Genomic DNA, 19,555 nt, shown 5'->3' on the forward strand with positions numbered 1-19,555 from the left:
CCACAGCACCAGCACCAGCTCCCGCGGGGTCGCCCGTAGCGACGCCCGCACTCGCTCCGCGCCGGGCGACCCCGGCCCGGGAAAACCCGTGGCGCCGCTCACGCGTGCCGCACTAGGCTTCCGCGTCTGCCGCCTCCCGGACAGGGAAGGACCCCGGCCGCTCGGAAACCGGCCGGATCTCTTTCACCCGTACAGCGATGCGCCGCGCTCGCGGCGTACCGCACCTCACGTGTATCCGCCGGAGGCAACACCGTGTCCGCCCCTGCCCCTTCCGTGTCCGGCCCCGCACACAGTCCACTGGACCACGAGCGGGCGCATCTGGCTGCGTCGCGCGCCGCGCTGCGCGCAATGCGCGAGGACGCCGAGGCCCTCGACATCACCGACGTCACCGCGAACTGGGTCAACGCCCAGGCCCTGCGCGCCGGTCTCGACGCCCGGATCGCTTCCCTCGCCGACCTGCTCGGCACGCCCCTCTTCTTCGGCCGCCTGGACTTCCGCTCCTCCGACAGGCCGTTCCACATCGGCCGCCGCCACATCCACGACACCGACGGCGATCCGATGGTGATCGACTGGCGCGCGCCGGTCTCCCGCCCCTTCTACCGCGCGTCCCGGCAGGACCCCCAGGACGTCGCGCTGCGCCGCCGGTTCGGCTGGACGGGCGGGGAGCTGACCGCGTACGAGGACGAACAGCTCGGCGACGGCGGCCCCGGCGAGGAGGCGAAGACCTCCCGGCTGCTCCAGAGGGAGATCGAGCGGCCCCGCGTCGGCCCCATGCGGGACATCGTCGCCACGATCCAGCCCGAGCAGGACGAGATCGTACGGACGGGTCTGGAGGCCTCGCTGTGCGTGCAGGGCGCGCCGGGCACGGGCAAGACCGCGGTCGGCCTGCACCGGGTCGCGTACCTCCTCTACACGCACCGCGAACGGCTCGCGCGCACCGGCACCCTCGTCATCGGCCCCAACTCCTCCTTCCTGAGCTATATCGAGCAAGTCCTGCCCGCGCTGGGCGAGTTGGCGGTGCGACAGGCCACGGTCGCCGAGCTGGTGGCGCACGTACCGGTGCGCGGAACGGACTCCCCCGTGGCGGCCCGCGTCAAGGGGGACGCGCGCATGGCCGAGGTGCTGCGGCGCGCGGTCCGCTCGGGCGTGAGACTGCCTCAGGAGCCGTGCGTGGTGGTGCGCGGCTCCCGGCGGTGGCGGGTTCCCGCCCACGAACTGGCGGAGCTGATCGAGGAGTTGCAGGCCCGGGACATCCGCTACGGGGCGGCGCGCGAGGCGTTGCCCCAGCGGATCGCGCACCGCGTGCTGGTGCGCATGGAACAGGCGGGGGAGGCCCCCGACGACCGGGTGCAGGACGCGGTGGCGCGCAGCACCGCCGTCAAGGCGGTGGTGAAGGCGAGTTGGCCCCAGGTGGACCCGGCCAGGGTGGTGCTGCGGCTGCTGAGCGACCCGGAGTTCCTCGCGGCACACGCCGGTGGCGTCCTCACCGAGGAGGAGCAGCAGGCCGTCGTGTGGGCGAAGCCCGCCCGCGGGGTGAGGTCCGCGCCGTGGACGGAGGCGGACGCGGTCCTCGTCGACGAGGCCGCCGACCTGGTCAGCCGTACGGCCTCGCTCGGTCATGTCGTCCTCGACGAGGCACAGGACCTCTCCCCCATGCAGTACCGCGCGGTGGGACGGCGCTGCACGACGGGCTCGGTCACGGTGCTGGGCGACATCGCCCAGGGCACGACGCCCTGGGCGACGGCAGGCTGGCGGGAGGCACTGCACCACCTCGGCAAACAGGACGCCGCCGTCGAGGAGTTGACGCTCGGATTCCGCGTGCCGCGCCAGGTCATCGCCTACGCCTCGCGGCTTCTTCCCGAGATCGCGCCGGATCTGCGGGAGGCGACCTCGGTACGGGAGTCGCCCGGGGACTTCACCGTACGGGCGTGCCGGCACGAGGAGTTGGAGGAGACGGTCGTGGCCGCCTGCCGCGAGGCGCTGCTGCACGAGGGGTCCGTCGGTCTGATCGCGGCACCGGCGCGCGTGCCGGCGCTGGCACGCGCGCTGGACGCGGCCGGGCTGACACACCTCGCGCCCGGGTCGGAGACCAGCGCGGAAGCCCGGCTCACGCTGGTGCCCGCCTCGCTGGCCAAGGGCCTGGAGTACGACCACGTCGTACTGGATGAGCCCGCGGCCGTCGTCGGCGGCGAGCCGGATGCGCGTACGGGCCTGCGCCGGCTGTACGTCTGCCTCACCCGGGCGGTCTCGGGCCTGGCGGTCGTGCACGCCACCGCTCTGCCGGAGGCCCTGACCTGCCCTGGGGTACGGGCGTGACCGGAAGCCGCACCACCGAGCTGCACCGTGGTCACGGCCCCGGGCTGCGGGGCGGGCCGCCCGGCGGCGTCAGCTGTCCGCCAGGGCCGCGCCCAGCGGCGTGTGCTCGTAGCGGACAGCCCGGCCGACACGGGCGCGGGTGACCAGGCCGGCATCGCGCAGCACCGCCAGATGGCTGCCGACGGTGCCCAGGCTCAGGCCGAGCTGGGCGACCAGCTGTGTCGTCGTCGCGGGCACGTCCAGCGCGCGCAGCACGTCCGCGCGGCGCGGGCCGACCAGCCGGCTCAGGGCCTCACCGCCCGGTGCGCGTGCCACCGGGCCGAGCAGTTCCGCGATGCCCCGGGCGGGATAGACCAGGGCGCAGGGCCACGGCGGCTCGACGTAGCTGATCAGAGTCCCGAACACCGTCGGCATCAGCAGCAGGCCCTTGCCCGCCAGCCGGTGCCGGTCCCACTCGGTGCGCGAGCCCTCACGCACCTCGATGGTCCCGGCCTGCCCCTCGGAGCGCCATCTCACCCGCGGGTCGAGATCGGACAGCGCCGCCGCCCAGCCGTACATCGCCAGGTGCCCGGCGCGGTGGATGAGGTCACGCTCCAGCACTGCCCGCAGGCGCGGCCAGTCCGGCTCGACCAGCGCCTGCCAGCTCGCCTCGAGCGCATCGGCGAGCCGCGGTACCACGTCCGGCGCGTCGAGGACTCGCTGCACGTGACGTGGCGGCGCCCGCAGTCCCGCCAGGTTGCGGGCCAACTCCAGGCGGGCGCGGCGCAGCGGTGTGGCGCGCACGACGGCCAGCTCAGCGGCGAAGTCGCCACCGGAGCCCGACGGCGGCGGATGGATGAAGTCGGCGTTGTAGCCGCCGCGGCGGAACAGCGCCGTCAGCGCCCCGACCGCGGGCACCTGCCGGCGCAGCCGCTCGTAGCAGGGCGCGACGCGCTCGGCCCACGGCCGGAGCGGTCCGGCGGCCTGCATGCCGGCTGCGACGCGCAGCGCCTGCATCGCCTCGCCCAGCGGCGAGATCGCGTAGCGGGTACGCGCCAGATCGACAGGCCCTACCTCGATGGCCAGCATGTTTCGCCTCCACACGAAAGCATAGTCACCGTGGCCGGGCTGCCGTGATGCTCCCGGCCATGACCACCTCTCCCTCCGCGTCACGCCCTGCCACCTACCGCGAAGTCTTCGCTGTGGGCCAGTTCCGCGTGCTGTTCGGCAGCTACACGCTCTTCCTGATCGCCGAGACGGTGCGGATGCTCGCCCTGTCCGTGACCGTCTACACGGCAACCGGGTCGCCGCTGATGTCGGCGCTGGCGTTCGCGGCGGGCTTCCTGCCCTACGCCGTGGGCGGCGCGCTGCTGCTGGCTTTCGCCGACCGCTGGCCCCCGCGCGCCGTCATGACCGGCTACGAGGTGCTGCGCGCCGCGGTCAGCGCCGTGCTCGCCGCCGGTCTGCTGCCGGTACCGGCCATGCTGGCGCTCGTGTTCGTCACGGGGCTGCCCAGCGCCGTCGCCTCCGCTTCGCGCACCGCCCTTCTTCCCGACCTCCTGGACGGCGACCGCTACGTGCTCGGCCGTGCCGTGTTCTCCATGGCGGCCGGCGGCACGCAGGTGCTCGGCTTCGCCGCCGGCGGCGTGCTGATCGCCGCTGTCGGCGCGCCGGGCGCGCTCTGGATCACCACCGCGATCTGCCTGGTCTCGGCGGGTCTGCTGCAACTGCGCCTGGCCTGCCACCCACGCCGCCGCACCGGGGGTTCGCACGGCATCAGCGAGACCTGGCAGGTGAACCGGGCACTGCTGGGCCGGCCCGCGGTCCGGGCGCTGCTGCTGGCGCAATGGACGGCTCCGGCGCTGATGGTCGGCGCCGAGGGGGTGCTGGTCCCGTACGCCGCGCAGGTCGGCGTGCCCGACGCGGCGGGTCTGCTGTTCGCCGCTGCCGCCGCCGGAATGTTCGCCGGCAACCTGATCGTCGGCCGTCTGGTGCGACCTGCGGGCCGGGAGCGGCTGGCCCGCCCCCTCGCGCTTGTGCTCGGGCTGCCGCTGCTGGGGTTCACGCTGCACCCCGCACCGGAATACGCCGCCGTCCTGATGGCTGTGTCCGGTTTCGGTGTCGCCTACCAGCTCGCACTGGCCCGCAGGTTCCTCGACGCGGTGCCCGGGACGCAGCGCGGTCAGGCGTTCGGCCTGCTGCTGACCGGAACGATGACACTGCAGGGTCTGGCCGCGGCAGCCGGAGGCGCGCTGGGCGAGGTCGCCGCCCCGTCGCTGGTCGTCACGCTGGCCGGTGCGGCCTCGGCCGTCGCCGCTCTGCTGTCCTGGCGGACGCTGTCACCCGCACGGCGACCCTGACCGCCGCCCATGTGGGCCGCACGGCGGCCTTGGCTGTCTCGCGTGGGCGCCGGTGCGGGTGTGGCAGGGACGTGAGACGCTGACCGGCCGGTCGGCCGGGAGGAGCGGGCGCCAAGAGCTTGATGAAATCGTTTTCTCGCCTTTTCCGCACAGCCTTCTCCCTGTGCATGCCTGTGGAAATGGGCGTCGGCCACACCCGGGGCCACGGAAGAAGACGGAAGGACCCCCGCAGCGGAAGCCTCCCGGCGCCCATGAGTTGAAAACCATTTCAGACGTCCGTAAGGTGCGGCCCACGGGGTGCCGGGAGAGCACGCACAGCCGGGGGCCACGCGCCGTCCGTCGTGCGCGAGGGCGTTGAGGAGGCCCTGTGGCGACCATCAGCGACGTGGCACGGGCCGCGGGGGTCTCACCCGCCACCGTCTCCCGCGTCTTCAACGGCGGGCGCGTCACCGACACCCGTGCGGAACGGGTGCGCAAGGCCGCCGCCGACCTCGGCTTCTCACCCAACCGGGTCGCACGCTCCCTGCGCACGCAGCGCGCCAGTGTGATCGGGCTCCTCGTCCCCGACATCGAGGACCCGTTCTTCACCACGCTCGCCCGCGGCGTCGAGGACGCCGCACAGCGCACCAACCTCTCGGTCGTCCTGTGCAACACCGACGGGGACGTCGACAAGGAACGCCGCTACCTGGACGTCGCGCTCGCCGAGCAGATGGCGGGCATCGTCGTCGCACCGGCGTCCCGCAGGGACACCGACCTCTCCGCCCTCACCACCCGCGGCGTGCCCGCCGTCGCGGTCGGCCGCGGCCCGCGCACGGCGGCCGTCGACGCCGTGACAGCCGACGACAAGGGCGGCGGTGAGGACGCCACCGCCCACCTCCTCGAAGCCGGATACCGGCGGATCGCCTGCGTCGCCGGTCCGGCCGGCGCCCCCGCCTGCGAGGACCGCCTGGCGGGGCACCGCGCAGCCCTGCGGGACGCGGGCACGGACGAGGAGTGGGTCCGCGTCTCCACGCGGCACGCCGGCCCGGCTGACGACGGCGGCCGTACGGTGATGCGCGAACTGCTGTCCCTTCAGACGCCGCCGGACGCGGTGTTCGTCGCCGACGGCATGATGACGCTCGGCGTCCTGGAAGCGCTGCGCGAGGCGGGAGCCGAGCCGCCCGGCTTCGGGGTCCTCTCCTTCGGCGACGTGCCCTGGGCGTCCCTGGTCCGGCCCCCGCTGACCACCGTGCGGCTTCCCTCCTACGACCTGGGCGTGTCCGCGGCCGCGCTGCTCCAGGACAGACTGGCGGGCTCGGACAGGCCGTTGCAGACGGTCGTCCTGCGCACCGCGCTGAGGCCCAGGCAGTCCACGAGCGGGCCCGAAGCGGGACGCTGACAGCCCGCGGGCACCCAGGGGTGGGAGTGCTCGTGCCCGAGGCGTCCTCGGCGCGCGATTGTCAGTGGGCGGTGAGAATCTGACTCCCTCCGGGACCGCCGAAGGGAATCGCAATGATCACCACTGAGTACGCCGTGGGCTCACCGTGCTGGCTCGACCTCGGTGTGCCGGACGCAGCCGCGGCGAAGACCTTCTACTGCGGAGTGTTCGGCTGGACGTTCCAGCCGTTCGCGGCGGAGGGGGAGGACCACGGCTTCTTCCAGTCCGGCGGGAAGACCGTGGCCGCGCTCGGCCCGCTGGACACGGGGGCCCGCCCGGCCTGGATGATCTACTTCAGCACGCCCGACGTCGACGCGGTGGCCGCCACGGTGCGCGAGACGGGCGGCGAGGTCCGGCTCGACCCTTCCGACGTCGACGGTCACGGGCGTATGGCGCAGTTCAGCGACCCGCAGGGCGGTCAGTTCGCGGCATGGCAGCCGGGCAGGACGGCCGGGCTGGAACTCGTGGACGCGCCGGGCTCCCTGATGTGGGTGGAGCTGCACACCACCGACGCCTCCGCGGCCAAGGACTTCTACGGGGGCCTGTTCGGCTGGGACTTCTCCGACATGCCGCTTCCGGGCGGCGAGGCGGGCGCGTACACCGTCATCGGCCCGTCCGGCGGCGGCCAGGAACGCATGCACGGCGGGCTGATGGAGCTGCCGGCCGAGGCGCTCACGCATTCGGGCGGGCAGCCCTACTGGCATCCGGTCTTCCACACCGCGGACTGCGACGCCGCCGTCGCCGAGGTCCGGGAGCTGGGCGGAAGCGTGGCCATGGGACCCGAGGACGCCGAGGGCGTCGGGCGGCTGGCGGTCTGTCTGGACCCGTTCGGGGCGGACTTCGTCGTGCTGACGCCGCCTCCCATGTGACGGCTCCCCCGGGGGGATTTCAGGTCTCCCCGGGTGGTTTCCGCGCACGCTCCCGCACGGTGCCCGGGCACGGTGGACGACCGCGCGGGGGACAGCGGTTCACGAGCCCGCCGGGCGGTGCCCCTGTACGGGGGTGGGCACCGCCCGGCGGGGTACGCCCCGCCACGCGGGGAGCGGGGCGTACCCACACCGCACACGCGCACCCCGGTGGAGCGGCGTAGCGTCGGGCGATGCCCTCCGCCACGTACCTTCTGCGCGGCCCCCGGGTCGCGATCCGCCATGTGACCGTGCAGGACCGCGCGGAGCTCGCCGCGCTCTCCCGGCAGAGCACCGGACTCCACGGTCCCTGGATGCCGCAGCGGGAGATGACGCCGGAGGCCTTCACCCGCTATCTCTCCCGGTTCGAACAGCCCAGCCATGAGGGCTTGTTGATCTGCCTGTGCGACACGGGCGAGATCGCCGGAGCCGTCAACATCAACAACATCGTCCGGGGCGCACTGCAGAACGGCACTCTTGGCTACGTCGCCTACAGCTCCACGACGGGCCGCGGCTACATGACCGAGGGGCTGGGCCTCGTGGTGCGGTACGCCTTCGACGAGCTGGGCCTGCACCGGCTGGAGGCCAACATCCAGCCGGGCAACACCCGTTCCGCCCGTCTCGTCGCGCGTCTGGGCTTCCGCCTCGAAGGGCACTCCCCCGCCTTCCAGTTCATCGACGGCGCATGGCGCGACCACGACCGCTGGGCGCTCACCGCCGAGATGTCCCCTGCCGCGCCGCCTGTCGGCGAAGGGGACCGCAACGGGCCGTGAGACGGGCGCTGCTGACGACGCGGCGGGGCGCGACGGACGGTCCCGGGCGCGGGGCGGGCCCCGGCGCCGCACGGCACGGGGCACGCGGCACGCGGCACGCGGCACGCGCCGCACGGCACGCGGAGGATCGTCATCCGCCCGGCGCGCTCCACTCGTCGAGCACGTCACGCCACACCCCGACCGTGGCGGCGTCCACCGGCCCGTCCCAGCCGTCCGTGCGGGCCGCGCCGCCGATGTGGAAGGCGGTGAGGCCGGCCCGCGCCAACTCGGGGACATGTTCCAGCCGGAGGCCGCCGCCGGCCATGTTCCGTTGGACGTATCCGGGTTCGTGCGCTGCCGCCCGCGCGGCCTCCATGCGCAGGACCTCGCCTCCGGCGTCCACGCCGTGCGCCGAGCCGGCCGTCAAGTACGTGTCGAGACCCGGCAGTCCGGACAGTGCCTTGCGCAGCTCGGCCCGGTCCGCCGCGCGGTCGATGGCACGGTGGAAGGTCCAGCGGCATCCGTCGATCACCTGGGTCACGGCTTCGACCGCGCGCAGGTCCGGGCCGCCGCTCTCGTCGAGGAAGCCGAGTACGAACTCCTCGGCACCCTCGGCGCGCAGTCGTTCCGCGCGTGCGCACAGTCCGTCGAGCGCCGCGTCGCCACCTGTGGTGAAGCCGCCGCTCTCGCGCAGCATGACGCGCAGGGGGAGGCTCACGGCGGCACGGACGCCGGCGAAGGTCCGGTGACTGGGTGTGAGGCCGTCGGAGGCCATGTCGGTGACCAGTTCGAGGCGGTCAGCCCCTCCGGCCTGCGCGGCCCGCGCGTCCTCGGCGTCGAGTGCGATCACCTCGAGAATTGGTCTAGACATGTACGCACTGTTTCACACGCCCCGCCCCTCCGGAAGACGGCATCCGGCCGAGTGGACAATCGCCCCATGGCGACAACCGACGAGCCCAAACCGGAGACGCACGAGCCTCTGCTGCGCCGCTGGATCCAGCTCCTGATCAGCGCCCGCCACGGCGAGCAGCGCCCGGACCCGGAACCGTACGGCCGGAATCTGCTCTCCCGCTGGTCGGAGCCGCAGCGCCGGTACCACACCGCCGACCACCTCACCGCCGTTCTCGACCGCGTCGGCGAACTGGCCCCGCACACCCCGGAGGCCGACGTCGACACCGTCCTGCTCGCGGTCTGGTTCCACGACGCCGTCTACCGGCCCGACCGCAGCGAGAACGAGGAACGCAGCGCCCGTCTGGCCGAGCGCGCCCTCACCGAGGCCGGGGTCGCCGCGGAGCGTACGGCGGAGGCCGCCCGCCTCGTGCGCCTCACCGTGAGCCACGACCCGGCCCCCGGGGACGCCAACGGGGAGCTGCTGTGCGACGCCGACCTGGCCGTGCTGGCGGCGGCGCCCGGGGAGTACGCGCGCTACGCGGCCGCCGTCCGCGAGGAGTACGCCTTCGTGCCGGACGACCGCTTCCGCTCCGGACGGGCCGAGGTGCTGCGTCAGCTCCTCGGCATGCCACGGCTCTTCCGTACCTCCTACGGGCACGACCACTGGGAGGCCAGGGCCCGCCGCAACCTGGGGACCGAGATGGAGCTGCTCGGCGCGGGCCCCGCAGCGGCCGGTGACTGAGCCGGGCGGACTTGCCTCTCGTCCCGGTTGCCGCGACAGTGAACTGCCCGCCGGGCCGGGCGCAGCCGGTCCGGGGCGGGACCGACGCCGGGCGACCGGCGTGAGGGGGAGGACACGAGCCCTCCGGAACGGCGCACCAATGCACGAGCACAGCACCCAAGAGGCCACTCACCACGGAGGATTGCAGGCCCGTGGGCACTTCTTCCGCCACCGGCGAGGACACACCCGAGCCGTCGTTCGACGACGTCTTCTGCGGACTGCTGCACCGGCTCTACCGAAGAGCCGCGATGCTCGCGGGATCGCGGCAGACGGCGGAGGACGCCGTGCACGAGGTGTACCTCAAACTGGCCGCCAAACCCGAGAGGTTCCTCGCCCACCCGGAGCCGTACGCGTACGCCTTCTCGTCGCTGCTGAGCGTGATGCGTGACAGCTGGCGGCGGGAGCGGCGGCAAGTCCTGGTCGCCGACGTGGAGTTCGCCGGCGACGCGGGTACGGCAGGGGTGGCGCCCGGCCGGCGGGCGGACGACGGCGGCCTGGAGCAACGGGCCTCGGAACTCGAAGTCGTGCGTCTGCTGCGTCAGTTGTCGGTCCGCCAGGCGGGCGTGGTCATCCTCGTGGACCTCGACGGCTACACGCTCGACCAGGCCGCCAAGATCCTCGGTCTGCACCGGGGCACGGTGGCCGTGACCCGGCGGCGGGCACTGGACAAGCTGCGAGGCGCGTTCCCCCGGCGCGCGGGCCGGTCGAAAGGAGAGCGGCATGCGTGCTGAGGACCGTGAAGAGGCTGCCGCGGCCCTCCGCGAGCGGCTGCGGGCCGCCGAGGCCGGGATCGAGGTGCCGGAGGGCCTGTGGGAGCGGGTCCGTGCGCCGCGGGACGAGGCCGCGGTCGTCACCGCCGGACGTCCGCGCCGCCGTCCGGTGCCGTTCGCGGTGATCGCCGTCGCCGCGGCGGCGGTGGCACTCGTCGTGTGCGGTACGTGGTGGCTCGTCTCACCGTCCGGGCCGGGTGACGGTACGCCCCCGGCGGGCTCCGAGGGGGACGCCGTCACGCTGCGCGTCCACAACGCCGAGAAGCCCTGCCGGGATCTGCACACTCTGGAGTGCTCGCTGCGGCTCGCCGAGAACCCGTACGTGCTCTACGCGGACGCCGGGAACGCGGCGGGCCGCGTCTGGCACGGCGACCGTCTCCCGGCCGACTGCGTGGTCACGGACGGGCAGCTGGTCACGGACGAGGAGGGCCTCTCGTCCCGCCGCTGGTACCGGGTGGAGAAGACGGAGGACGGCGAGCGCATCGAGGGCTGGCTGCCGGGCGTCCGCACCCGAAACACCACCGAGATCCCGGTCTGCTCCGGCACCGAGAAGCCCCCGCGCGCGGGGAGTTGAGAACACGGCCGGGGCCGCACCCTCGTGCGCTCTCCGCGGCGCCCCGGCGCCCGCACCGGAAGCGGCGCCGGGACGCCCGGGCGGGGCACCGCGGCCCGCAGGCCACGAGCCACCCGCCACGGACGCCCCGGCACTCCCCCGATGCTGCACGCGGCCGCCGGCCACGCCGCCCCGCCCGTGCGGGCAGGACATCCGCTACACGTACGCGGAAGCCCTCCCGTACGACACGGCCGGGTGAGACCTGCGTCACATCGCACGTGCGGGCTCCGCGTGAGCCGTACGGGTCCGCCGGGATGCCGTCCACCGCACCGGGCGCACCATTGACACATGGAGCTGATCGACGCCTTCGACGCAGCGTTCACGGAGTGGGACCGCCTCGTCCACGAGGTCCGCGACGACCAGTGGGAGAACCCCACCCCCTGCACCGACTGGAACGTCCGGGATCTGGTCAACCACCTGGTCGGCGAGCATCTGTGGGCACCGCACCTGCTGAGCGGCGAGACGATCGCCGATGTCGGCGACCGCTACACGGGTGACGTGCTCGGCGACTCCCCCGTGGCGGCGTGGGAGAGGGCGGGCGGCGCGTCCCGGTCCGCGTTCCACCGCAAGGGTGCACTCCACGGCGACGTCCACGCCACCGGCGGAAAGATCCCGGCCACGGACTACGCCTGGCAGATGACGAGCGACCTCACGGTGCACGGCTGGGATCTCGCGCAGGGCATCGGCAGGCGGTCGCGGATGCGCGACGAACTCGCCGACGCAGTGCACGCGCACGTCGAGCCGCAGGCCGCGGGCTGGCAGCAGGCCGGGATCTTCGACCCGCCGGTGCCCGTGCCCGACGACGTCGTGCCGCAGGACCGGCTGGTGGCCCTGCTCGGCCGCCGACCGTGAGCCGAGCGCCGGGCGGCGGAATGCGGAGGCGCTGACCCGTCGTTGGTACGTCACATGCCTGCCAACACCGAAGCCGGTCCGGGTCCCGGCCGTCCGAACCCGGCCGCGGCGACGGTGACCGACAGCGGCACCGGCCCCGGCACGGGTATGCCGCCGGGCGGTGCCACCTCCCGGGTCCGTATGCCGGTGTCCGTGCACGTCCTGGGGCTCTCGGTCTTCGCGCTGGGCACCTCGGAGTTCATGCTCTCCGGCCTCCTCCAGCCCGTCGCACGCGATCTGGGCGTCTCCATCCCCCAGGCGGGTCTGCTGATCTCCGCCTTCGCGGTCGGCATGGTCGTGGGCGCCCCCGTGCTCGCCGCCGCGACCCTGCGGCTGCCGCGCCGTACGACCCTGATCACGCTGCTCGCCGTCTTCGGACTCGGTCAGGTGGCAGGCGCCCTCGCCCCCTCCTACGAGGTCCTCTTCGCCTCCCGGGTCGTCAGCGCGCTGGCCTGCGCCGGCTTCTGGGCCGTGGGCGCGGCCGTCGCCGTCTCGGTTGTGCCCGTGAACGCGCGGGCCCGCGCGATGGCCGTCATGGTGGGCGGGCTGAGCATCGCCAACATCGTGGGAGTTCCCGCCGGTTCGCTGCTGGGGCAGCACCTGGGCTGGCGGTCCGCGTTCTGGGCCGTGGCGGTCATGTCCGCCGTCGGTCTGGTGGGCGTGGTCGCGATGGTTCCCCGGACGCGGGTGCCGACCGGCGAGAACCGGCCCCGCCTCCGCCGGGAACTGCGCGTCTACGCCGACGGGCAGGTGTGGCTCACCGTCGTCACCATCGCGCTCAACGCCGCGGCCGTCTTCGCCGTCTTCTCCTATCTCGCGCCCCTGCTGACCGAAGTGGCCGGGCTGCGGGAGAGCTGGGTGCCCACGGTGCTGGCACTGTTCGGGCTCGGCGGGCTCATCGGCACGGCCATCGGCGGACGGATATCCGACGGGCACCTCTTCGGCACCATGCTCGGCGGCGTCACCGCCTCGACCGTCGCTCTGACACTGCTCGCGCTGCTCGCCCGCAACGCGGTCGCGGCCGTCGCCCTCGCCCTGCTGCTGGGGATCACGGCCTTCATGACGGCCCCCGCGCTGAACGCCCGTATGTTCGACGTCGCCGGAGCGGCCCCCACACTGGCCGGCGCCACGACGACGTCCTCCTTCAACATCGGCAACACGGTGGGACCTTGGCTGGGCGGCCTGGTCATCGACGCCGGCTGGGGCTACCGGACGGTCGCCTGGACGGGTGCGGCGCTCGCGGCGGCCGCGATCGGCGCGACAGCTCTCGCCGCCCTCGCGAACAGACGCACGCCGCGCGCCCCGCTCGGGGCCTGAGCAGGCCCGCGTGCCGAAGGGCCGGCGCGCTGAAGGGCCCGCGAACAGGTCGTTCCCATGTGCGGCGTCCCGCGCCGGCGTCCCGTGCGCGGCGTTCGCGCCCCGGCACCAGTGGACGTCCCGGCAGCCGTCACCGCCCGGTCCCGCGCCTCCTCGGACGCCGCAGACCCGCGTCGGTGAGCCGTCGCAGCAGCTCCTTGCAGCCGACCTCCACCGCACCCGCCTGAACGGCGGCGCCGTAGCGCTCGCCCGGTACGTCGTAGTGGTCGCGGTCGAACGCCCGGCGCGGACATCCGATGGCAGCGGCGAAGGCGTGCAACTCGTCGTAGGAGACATCGCTGACCAGATGCGACCACACAAGCCCGCGGCCCGGCCATACGGGCGGATCGATGTAGACGGTCACCGGATCACCGGGCCCGCGCGGACCGCGCGTGCGGCCCGGACCGGCCGCCTTGCCCGGACCGGCCGCATCCGCCCCGCGGCGACGGCACCACCGTGACCGCGGTGCCGTCTCAGAGCCACTTGCCCAGTGCCCCCACCCGCGCCACGGACGTCATGGTCTTGCTGCACACCCAGTGCGGGTCCTCGCCGAGGTCCGGCTCGATCTCCAGGGCGTGCGGATCGGACCCGAGACACACGGGGCACAGGGGCCACCTGCCGTACCGGTCGAGCAGCGCGTCCTGCACGTCCTGCGCCACCAGTCCGTTCACGAAGGCGGCACCGTCCGGCCACTGCTCGACCCACCACCTGCGGTGGGCGACGGCTTCCTCCACCAGCGAGACCACATCGGCGTCCGCGACCTTGCCCGCCTCGAGGTCGGCGAGCACGAGGGCGCGTGCCGCGTGGAGTGTCTGCTCAAGCTGGTCCATATATCCATTGCACCAAAACGCTGGGCCGTCCGTGGAGGGGCCCTGAGATCCACCGCGGAACGCGCGCGGAAGGGCTTGACGGGCCCCGCGGCCGAAAATAATCTCCACCGATGACTACCCACCTGAAAGAAAGTTCCGTGAGAGGCGGCAGAGCGCACGGGAGACCCCACGGCAATGGCGCCGTGGCCCCGTCCGCCGCCCGTCCCGCCCCGGGGCCGCCCGCCCCGGGCGCCCTCGCCGCCAAGGTGCGCACGATGGCGCCGTCGATGACGCGCTCCATGCAGCGCGTCGCCGAGACCGTCGCCGCCGACCCCGCCGGATGCGCCCATCTGACCGTCACGGGTCTCGCCGAGCGCACCGGCACGAGCGAGGCCACTGTCGTACGCACCTCACGCCTCCTCGGCTTCCCCGGCTACCGGGACCTGCGTCTCGCACTCGCCGGGCTGGCCGCCCAGCAGGAGTCCGGAGCGGCCCCAGCCGTCACCGCCGACATAGCGGTGGACGACCCGATCTCGGAGGTGGTGGCCAAGCTCGCGCACGACGAGCAGCAGACGCTCGCCGACACGGCCGCCGGTCTCGACACCGTCCAGCTCGAAGCGGCGGTCACGGCTCTTGCCGCTGCGCGCCGCGTCGACGTGTACGGGGTGGGCGCCTCCGGCCTGGTCAGCAAGGACCTCGCGCAGAAGCTGCTGCGCATAGGCCACGTCGCCCACGCGGAGGCCGACCCGCACCTGGCCGTCACCAACGCGGTGCAGCTGCGCGCGGGAGACGTCGCGATAGCCATCACGCATTCCGGCCGTACGGTCGATGTCATCGAACCCCTGCGGGCCGCCTTCGACCACGGGGCGACGACCATCGCCATCACGGGCCGCTCGGACGGGGAGGTCGCGCAGTACGCCGACCACGTGCTGACCACCTCCACAGCACGCGAGAGCGAACTGCGCCCGGCCGCGATGTCGAGCCGTACCAGCCAACTGCTCGTCGTCGACTGTTTGTTCATCGGCGTGGCGCAGCGTACGTACGAAAGCGCGGCCCCCGCGCTCTCCGCCTCCTACGAGGCACTCGCACACCGGCACTCGCCGCGTCCGCGCTGACCACACGGACACCGCGCACCGGCGCGACGCCCGGCCGGACCCGGTCCCGGCCCGGCACAGCGCCGGTCATGCCGCACCGCACCCCGCAAGTGACCCCGATCCGCAGTTCGCTCGCCAGCCAGAAAGAGCCGCTCCTCTCCATGACCTCCACCGCCGACACGCCTTCCTCGTACAGCTCCTCCTACGGTGATCTACGCGCGCAGCTGGAGACGCTGACCACGGAGGCCTTCCGCAGCGACCTGTCCGAAATCGACCAGCTCCCCACCCTGGAGATCGCAGAGATCATGCAGGGCGAGGACGCCACCGTCCCCGCCGCCGTGCACACGCAGCTGCCGCGGATCGCCGCCGCCATCGACGCCACCGCCGAGCGGATGGCCCGCGGAGGCCGCCTGATCTACGCAGGCGCGGGCACCGCAGGACGCCTCGGTGTGCTCGACGCCAGTGAGTGCCCGCCCACCTTCAACACCGATCCGGCCGACGTCCTCGGGCTCATCGCGGGCGGTCCCGGCGCGATGAGCAACGCCGTCGAAGGCGCCGAGGACAGCAAGGAGCTGGCCGCCGCCGACCTCGACGAGCTCCAGCTGACCTCGGACGACACCGTCGTGGGGATCTCGGCCTCCGGCCGCACCCCGTACGCGGTCGGTGCCGTGGAGTACGCGCGCAACACGCACGGCGCGCTCACCGTCGGCCTCTCCTGCAACGCCGACTCGCCGCTGGGCGACGCCGCGGAGCAGCGCATCGAGGTCGTGGTCGGGCCCGAACTGCTCACCGGCTCCACCCGGCTGAAGGCCGGTACGGCGCAGAAGCTGGTCCTCAACATGCTCTCGACCATCACCATGATCCGTCTGGGCAAGACGTACGGGAACCTGATGGTCGATCTGCGGGCCTCCAACGACAAGCTGCGCGCCCGCTCCCGCCGCATCGTCTCCCTCGCGACGGGTGCCGACGACAAGACGATCGAGGCCGCTCTCACCCAAGCGGACGATGAGGTGAAGAACGCGATTCTGATCATCGTGGCCGGTGTCGACGGCCGTACCGCCGCCCGGTTGCTCGCCGAGGCGCGCGGTCACCTGCGTGCTGCGATCCGCGCCGCGACGGGAGAGGGCTGACAGTGGAGCCAAGCGGCTGACGAATCACGGACCGACCGGAATCAAGGCCACGCCCGCCGTCCGCCAGGGCAGCACCACCTCCCCGGCAGCGCGGCGGACAGCACCGACCACAGCAGCACAGCAGGACAGCAGCACGGCAAGCACCCGCCGCGCATGACGGCACCGCAGTACCGCCTGACGACGGGACCGGCGACGATCACCCGATCGCACCGGTCACGTCAGGTGGCGTCGTCCGGCAAGAGATTGGTCAGCGCGCTCGACCGCCCACGCTCCGGGCCAGCCCGGACCGCCAGAGAGCGACGGCGCCACATGAGCAAAGACCAGAACCGCCAGACAGCCGAGGCCCTGCTCCCTCTCGTGGGGGGCGCGCAGAACGTCACTTCCGTCACCCACTGCATGACCCGGATGCGGCTCGGCCTGGCCGACCGCTCGCTGGTCCAGGACGCGGCGCTGCGGGAACTGCCCGCGGTGGTGGGGGTTGTCGAGGACGACGACACGTACCAGATCGTGCTCGGGCCGGGGAAGGTGGCCCGCGTCACCCCCGAGTTCCGGTCCCTCGTCGAGGGCGGGCAGACGCAGGCCGCGGCCCCGTCCGCGTCGGCGTCCGCGTCCGCGTCCGGTTCCGCTCCGGGGCCCGCGTCCCCCCTGCCCGCCACCGCGGAGGAGCTGGCCGAGCGGGGCGCCGCGATGCGCGCCGCGCGCAAGCGCCGGAACGCCACACCGGTCAAGCAGATGCTGCGCCGTGTCGCCAACATCTTCGTACCGCTCATCCCCGCCCTCATCGGCTGCGGCATCGTCGCCGGGATCAACGGGCTGCTGACGAACCTGGTCAGCAGCGGCAGCGCCCAGTGGGCCTCCGGGATCGTCCCCGCCCTCACTGCGATCTCCACCGGCTTCATGTCGCTGATCGCCGTCTTCGTCGGCATCAACACCGCCCGGGAGTTCGGCGGCACGCCCGTCCTGGGCGGCGCGGCGGCGGCCGTCATCGTCTTCGCGGGCGTCTCCGACGTCTCCGCCTTCGGGGAGGATCTCGCCCCCGGGCAGGGCGGCGTCCTCGGCGCGCTCTTCGCCGCCCTGCTCGCGGTGCACGTGGAGAGGTGGTGCCGCCGCTGGGTTCCGGAGTCGGTCGACGTACTGGTCACTCCGACCGTCACCGTTCTCGTCTCCGGCCTCGTCACGCTCTTCGGCCTGATGTACGTGTGCGGGCTGATCTCCACCGGCATCGGCGATTTCGCCAACTGGCTGCTCCTGCACGGCGGCGCGGCTGCCGGCTTCGTGCTCGGCGCCCTGTTCCTGCCGCTGGTGATGCTCGGCCTCCACCAGGCGCTCATCCCGATCCACACGACCCTGATCGAGCAGGACGGCTTCACCGTCCTGCTGCCGGTGCTCGCCATGGCGGGTGCGGGCCAGGTCGGTGCGGCCGTCGCCGTCTACCTCCGGCTCCGCCGCAACACCTCGATCCGCAAGACGATCAGGTCCGCGCTTCCGGCCGGGCTGATGGGTGTGGGTGAGCCCCTGATCTACGGCGTCTCGCTGCCGCTCGGCAGGCCCTTCATCACGGCGTGCGCGGGCGGAGCCGTCGGCGGGGGCGTGGTCGGCCTCTTCCACCAGCTCGGCACGTCCGTCGGCTCGACGGCCATCGGCCCGTCAGGATGGGCCCTCTTCCCCCTGCTCAAGGGCAGCCACGGGCTCGGCGCGATCGCCGGCGTGTACGCGCTGGGCATGGCGGCGGGTTACGCGGCCGGCTTCCTGGTGACGTACTTCTTCGGATTCAGCAAGCAGATGCTGACGGACCTGAACGTCGCCCCGGAGACGGAGGGCACGGCGAGCACCGTCGTCGCCACCGGCGCGGCACGGGCGCACGCCCGTGAGGACGACGACGGCGGCGGGACCGACGGCGGCGAGGACGGCGGCCCGGGTGGCGACGATGACGACGCCCCGGGCCGCGGTCCGGGCGAGCCGAAGCAGCCGGTGGGCGTCTGACGCGCAGAGGCGGGCGGAAGGGCCGCGAGCACCGGCCGTTCCGTCCGCCTCCGTGGTCCCCCCTTCGGATGAGGCAGCACGTATCGGCCCGGGTACCGGGTGTCGAGCCCGAGTCCGGCGTCACCGCGAGTTGGCCCCGCGCCGGCGCCCGGCGCGCTCACGGGAGAGGCGGGCCGGCACGTCTCACAGCGCCAGCAGCCGCTCCGTCGCCTCCTTGTACCGGCGCAGGGCGAGGCGCAGTTCCTCGGTGTCCGTGTGGGCGTGACCGCTCTGCCAGGGCTCACGCATCGCCAGACGGCGGCGGGCGAGGGCGTCGGTGAGGAGACCGGCGGCCTCCTCCAGGACCCCGTCGGCCTCCTCGACGGCACGGCGCGGCCCGTCCACGAAGCCGCTGACGGCCTGGTGGAGACGGGCGGTGAGGCGGTCGCGTTCGTCCCGGCCGAGGAGGGGGCCGGCCGGGACGGACTCCTCCCGTGCCGGGTGCCGCGTACCCGCGGGTCCGTCCGGTCCGTCCATGTGCCCGTCCTGCTCGGCGCCGGTCACGGGAGCCGCAGCCGGGGCGGGCGGTGCGTTCGGCGCGGGAGCCGCATGCGACGGGGCGGGCGGCACGGTGGGCGGCGCGGCATCGGCGGACGTCGGGTTCGTGGCCGAGCCCGGGTCGGCGCGGACGGCTCCCCCGGGGGGACGGCCCGCGGCCGGGGGCGGCGGAGGTGGCGGGGGAGGCACCGCCCCGGGCGGGGGCGGCGGGGGCGGTACGTTGCTGCCTGTGCCGCCGGTTCCGGCGGCGGGCCGCTCGTCGAAGCCTTCCCTCGTCACGAAACCTCACGTCCCCTCACACCACGGCGTCCGGAGTTCAGCGGCTTGCCTGCGGGCCCGTCATGGGTCAGCGGACGTCCGGTGCGTCCGCTCCGCCCGGGGCGCTCCGCCCCTCCGGTGTGTTCCGCCACCAGTGCGTCGAAGAAGGCGCGGGCCTGAAGCATCGCTTCGCGCATCTCCTCCGTACCGGTACGGCCGGCGGCTGCCGCCTGAACGCGCCGGTAGCCGTCGATGTGGTGCGCGTGGTGGACGGAGAGCGCCTCGATGTGCTCGTCGTGTCGCTCCGGTCCCGGGAACCCGCGCGCCTGCGCGAGCGCCCCGAGCAACTGGTCGGCCTCGGCGAGCGCCTGGCCCGGCGAGTCGACGAAGTGCTCCTGTGCCGCCGTCCAGCGGGTCACGTACTGCTCCCGTATGTCCGGGGGCAGCGTGTGCGGAACTATGGAGCCGTACAGCTGCACGCGCCGGCCGAGTTCCTGCTGGGCGGCCTTGGTGTCGCCGTTGTGCCGTGCGAGCACCCGGTCGTACTCCGGTCCGAAACGGCGCTTGAGGCTGCCGCTGCCGGGCCTGCCGAATCCCGTGCGGCCCATCCGGACCGTGGCGGCGATCGCGACGGCCGCAACGGCCACGATCAGAACAATAATCACAACTGTGGACACGATGACCTACCCCGAGCTTTCTACTCCAAGCGGATA

General features: G+C 73.5%; 19 protein-coding genes. 13 read left to right on the forward strand and 6 right to left on the reverse strand.

Annotated features, from left to right (window positions below):
• The first annotated feature begins 252 nt into the window (after window positions 1-252).
• The gene (locus H343_RS0102065; protein ID WP_028429781.1) at window positions 253-2,316 is read left to right on the forward strand and encodes a helicase domain-containing protein; all 2,064 of its coding nucleotides are present in this window, start codon (window positions 253-255) and stop codon (window positions 2,314-2,316) included.
• 69 nt (window positions 2,317-2,385) lie between these two features.
• On the opposite strand, the gene H343_RS0102070 is transcribed toward H343_RS0102065, so the two are convergent.
• Window positions 2,386-3,384: an ArsR/SmtB family transcription factor gene (locus H343_RS0102070; protein ID WP_486586748.1), complete on the reverse strand. Its 999-nt coding sequence runs from the start codon at window positions 3,382-3,384 to the stop codon at window positions 2,386-2,388.
• Window positions 3,385-3,443: 59 nt separating this feature from the next.
• On the opposite strand from H343_RS0102070, the gene H343_RS0102075 reads away from it, so the two are divergent.
• From H343_RS0102075 to H343_RS28390, 4 genes are all read left to right on the forward strand, one after another.
• A complete protein-coding gene (locus H343_RS0102075; protein WP_486586749.1) occupies window positions 3,444-4,655 on the forward strand; it encodes an MFS transporter in 1,212 nt (403 codons plus the stop codon).
• Window positions 4,656-5,022: 367 nt separating this feature from the next.
• Window positions 5,023-6,033, forward strand: coding sequence for a LacI family DNA-binding transcriptional regulator (locus tag H343_RS0102080; RefSeq protein ID WP_028429784.1), 1,011 nt, complete (start codon window positions 5,023-5,025; stop codon window positions 6,031-6,033).
• Between the two features lie 113 nt (window positions 6,034-6,146).
• On the forward strand, window positions 6,147-6,941 hold the full coding sequence (locus H343_RS0102085; RefSeq protein WP_028429785.1) for a VOC family protein: 795 nt from the start codon (window positions 6,147-6,149) through the stop codon (window positions 6,939-6,941).
• A 230-nt stretch (window positions 6,942-7,171) separates the two neighbouring features.
• Entirely contained in the window at window positions 7,172-7,750 is a 579-nt protein-coding gene (locus H343_RS28390) for a GNAT family N-acetyltransferase (protein ID WP_051264454.1), read from the forward strand.
• A gap of 130 nt (window positions 7,751-7,880) precedes the next feature.
• Here the strand turns inward: H343_RS28390 and H343_RS0102095 are convergent, their stop codons facing one another.
• Window positions 7,881-8,600, reverse strand: coding sequence for a copper homeostasis protein CutC (locus H343_RS0102095; RefSeq protein WP_037901846.1), 720 nt, complete (start codon window positions 8,598-8,600; stop codon window positions 7,881-7,883).
• A 66-nt stretch (window positions 8,601-8,666) separates the two neighbouring features.
• Here H343_RS0102095 and H343_RS0102100 point away from each other — a divergent pair, with 66 nt between their 5' ends.
• From H343_RS0102100 to H343_RS28405, 5 genes are all read left to right on the forward strand, one after another.
• Window positions 8,667-9,362, forward strand: coding sequence for a hypothetical protein (locus H343_RS0102100; RefSeq protein WP_051264455.1), 696 nt, complete (start codon window positions 8,667-8,669; stop codon window positions 9,360-9,362).
• 191 nt (window positions 9,363-9,553) lie between these two features.
• On the forward strand, window positions 9,554-10,132 hold the full coding sequence (locus H343_RS28395; protein WP_078504925.1) for an RNA polymerase sigma factor: 579 nt from the start codon (window positions 9,554-9,556) through the stop codon (window positions 10,130-10,132).
• Window positions 10,122-10,745 (forward strand): hypothetical protein, encoded by a 624-nt coding sequence (locus H343_RS28400; protein WP_037901850.1) that lies wholly within the window; start codon window positions 10,122-10,124, stop codon window positions 10,743-10,745. Before H343_RS28395 ends, H343_RS28400 begins: the two co-directional genes overlap by 11 nt.
• Before the next feature lie 327 nt (window positions 10,746-11,072).
• Entirely contained in the window at window positions 11,073-11,636 is a 564-nt protein-coding gene (locus H343_RS0102115) for a TIGR03086 family metal-binding protein (protein WP_028429788.1), read from the forward strand.
• Window positions 11,637-11,816: 180 nt separating this feature from the next.
• Window positions 11,817-12,992: a Cmx/CmrA family chloramphenicol efflux MFS transporter gene (locus H343_RS28405; RefSeq protein ID WP_106958764.1), complete on the forward strand. Its 1,176-nt coding sequence runs from the start codon at window positions 11,817-11,819 to the stop codon at window positions 12,990-12,992.
• Between the two features lie 130 nt (window positions 12,993-13,122).
• Here H343_RS28405 and H343_RS0102125 read toward each other — a convergent pair whose 3' ends face one another.
• Window positions 13,123-13,395, reverse strand: coding sequence for a DUF4031 domain-containing protein (locus tag H343_RS0102125; RefSeq protein ID WP_028429789.1), 273 nt, complete (start codon window positions 13,393-13,395; stop codon window positions 13,123-13,125).
• Between the two features lie 109 nt (window positions 13,396-13,504).
• Window positions 13,505-13,861, reverse strand: coding sequence for a hypothetical protein (locus H343_RS0102130; protein ID WP_028429790.1), 357 nt, complete (start codon window positions 13,859-13,861; stop codon window positions 13,505-13,507).
• A gap of 110 nt (window positions 13,862-13,971) precedes the next feature.
• On the opposite strand from H343_RS0102130, the gene H343_RS0102135 reads away from it, so the two are divergent.
• The 3 genes from H343_RS0102135 (at window position 13,972) to H343_RS0102145 (ending at window position 18,047) form a co-directional block, all read left to right on the forward strand.
• Window positions 13,972-14,955 (forward strand): MurR/RpiR family transcriptional regulator, encoded by a 984-nt coding sequence (locus H343_RS0102135; protein ID WP_078504926.1) that lies wholly within the window; start codon window positions 13,972-13,974, stop codon window positions 14,953-14,955.
• Window positions 14,956-15,095: 140 nt separating this feature from the next.
• Window positions 15,096-16,064 carry an N-acetylmuramic acid 6-phosphate etherase gene (gene murQ, locus H343_RS0102140; RefSeq protein ID WP_028429792.1) on the forward strand — a complete coding sequence of 323 codons (969 nt, stop codon included), beginning with the start codon at window positions 15,096-15,098 and terminating at the stop codon, window positions 16,062-16,064.
• Window positions 16,065-16,373: 309 nt separating this feature from the next.
• A complete protein-coding gene (locus H343_RS0102145) occupies window positions 16,374-18,047 on the forward strand; it encodes a PTS transporter subunit EIIC (RefSeq protein ID WP_028429793.1) in 1,674 nt (557 codons plus the stop codon).
• Between the two features lie 183 nt (window positions 18,048-18,230).
• On the opposite strand, the gene H343_RS28410 is transcribed toward H343_RS0102145, so the two are convergent.
• Window positions 18,231-18,563 (reverse strand): hypothetical protein, encoded by a 333-nt coding sequence (locus H343_RS28410; protein ID WP_078504927.1) that lies wholly within the window; start codon window positions 18,561-18,563, stop codon window positions 18,231-18,233.
• A gap of 296 nt (window positions 18,564-18,859) precedes the next feature.
• Window positions 18,860-19,489: a hypothetical protein gene (locus tag H343_RS28415; protein WP_106958753.1), complete on the reverse strand. Its 630-nt coding sequence runs from the start codon at window positions 19,487-19,489 to the stop codon at window positions 18,860-18,862.
• Window positions 19,490-19,555: the final 66 nt, after the last annotated feature.

This window comes from Streptomyces sp. TAA204, from assembly GCF_000424965.1.

Excerpts from the sequence above, each read along its gene's own strand:
- H343_RS0102070 (WP_486586748.1), bottom strand. The coding sequence starts at position 3,384 with ATGCTGGCCATCGAGGTAGGGCCTGTCGATCTGGCGCGTACCCGCTAC.
- H343_RS28410 (WP_078504927.1), bottom strand. The coding sequence starts at position 18,563 with ATGGACGGACCGGACGGACCCGCGGGTACGCGGCACCCGGCACGGGAG.
- H343_RS0102135 (WP_078504926.1), top strand. The coding sequence starts at position 13,972 with ATGACTACCCACCTGAAAGAAAGTTCCGTGAGAGGCGGCAGAGCGCAC.
- murQ (WP_028429792.1), top strand. The coding sequence starts at position 15,096 with ATGACCTCCACCGCCGACACGCCTTCCTCGTACAGCTCCTCCTACGGT.
- H343_RS0102130 (WP_028429790.1), bottom strand. The coding sequence starts at position 13,861 with ATGGACCAGCTTGAGCAGACACTCCACGCGGCACGCGCCCTCGTGCTC.
- H343_RS0102095 (WP_037901846.1), bottom strand. The coding sequence starts at position 8,600 with ATGTCTAGACCAATTCTCGAGGTGATCGCACTCGACGCCGAGGACGCG.
- H343_RS0102075 (WP_486586749.1), top strand. The coding sequence starts at position 3,444 with ATGACCACCTCTCCCTCCGCGTCACGCCCTGCCACCTACCGCGAAGTC.
- H343_RS0102115 (WP_028429788.1), top strand. The coding sequence starts at position 11,073 with ATGGAGCTGATCGACGCCTTCGACGCAGCGTTCACGGAGTGGGACCGC.
- H343_RS0102145 (WP_028429793.1), top strand. The coding sequence starts at position 16,374 with ATGAGCAAAGACCAGAACCGCCAGACAGCCGAGGCCCTGCTCCCTCTC.
- H343_RS28405 (WP_106958764.1), top strand. The coding sequence starts at position 11,817 with ATGCCGGTGTCCGTGCACGTCCTGGGGCTCTCGGTCTTCGCGCTGGGC.
- H343_RS0102100 (WP_051264455.1), top strand. The coding sequence starts at position 8,667 with ATGGCGACAACCGACGAGCCCAAACCGGAGACGCACGAGCCTCTGCTG.
- H343_RS28390 (WP_051264454.1), top strand. The coding sequence starts at position 7,172 with ATGCCCTCCGCCACGTACCTTCTGCGCGGCCCCCGGGTCGCGATCCGC.
- H343_RS0102085 (WP_028429785.1), top strand. The coding sequence starts at position 6,147 with ATGATCACCACTGAGTACGCCGTGGGCTCACCGTGCTGGCTCGACCTC.
- H343_RS28400 (WP_037901850.1), top strand. The coding sequence starts at position 10,122 with ATGCGTGCTGAGGACCGTGAAGAGGCTGCCGCGGCCCTCCGCGAGCGG.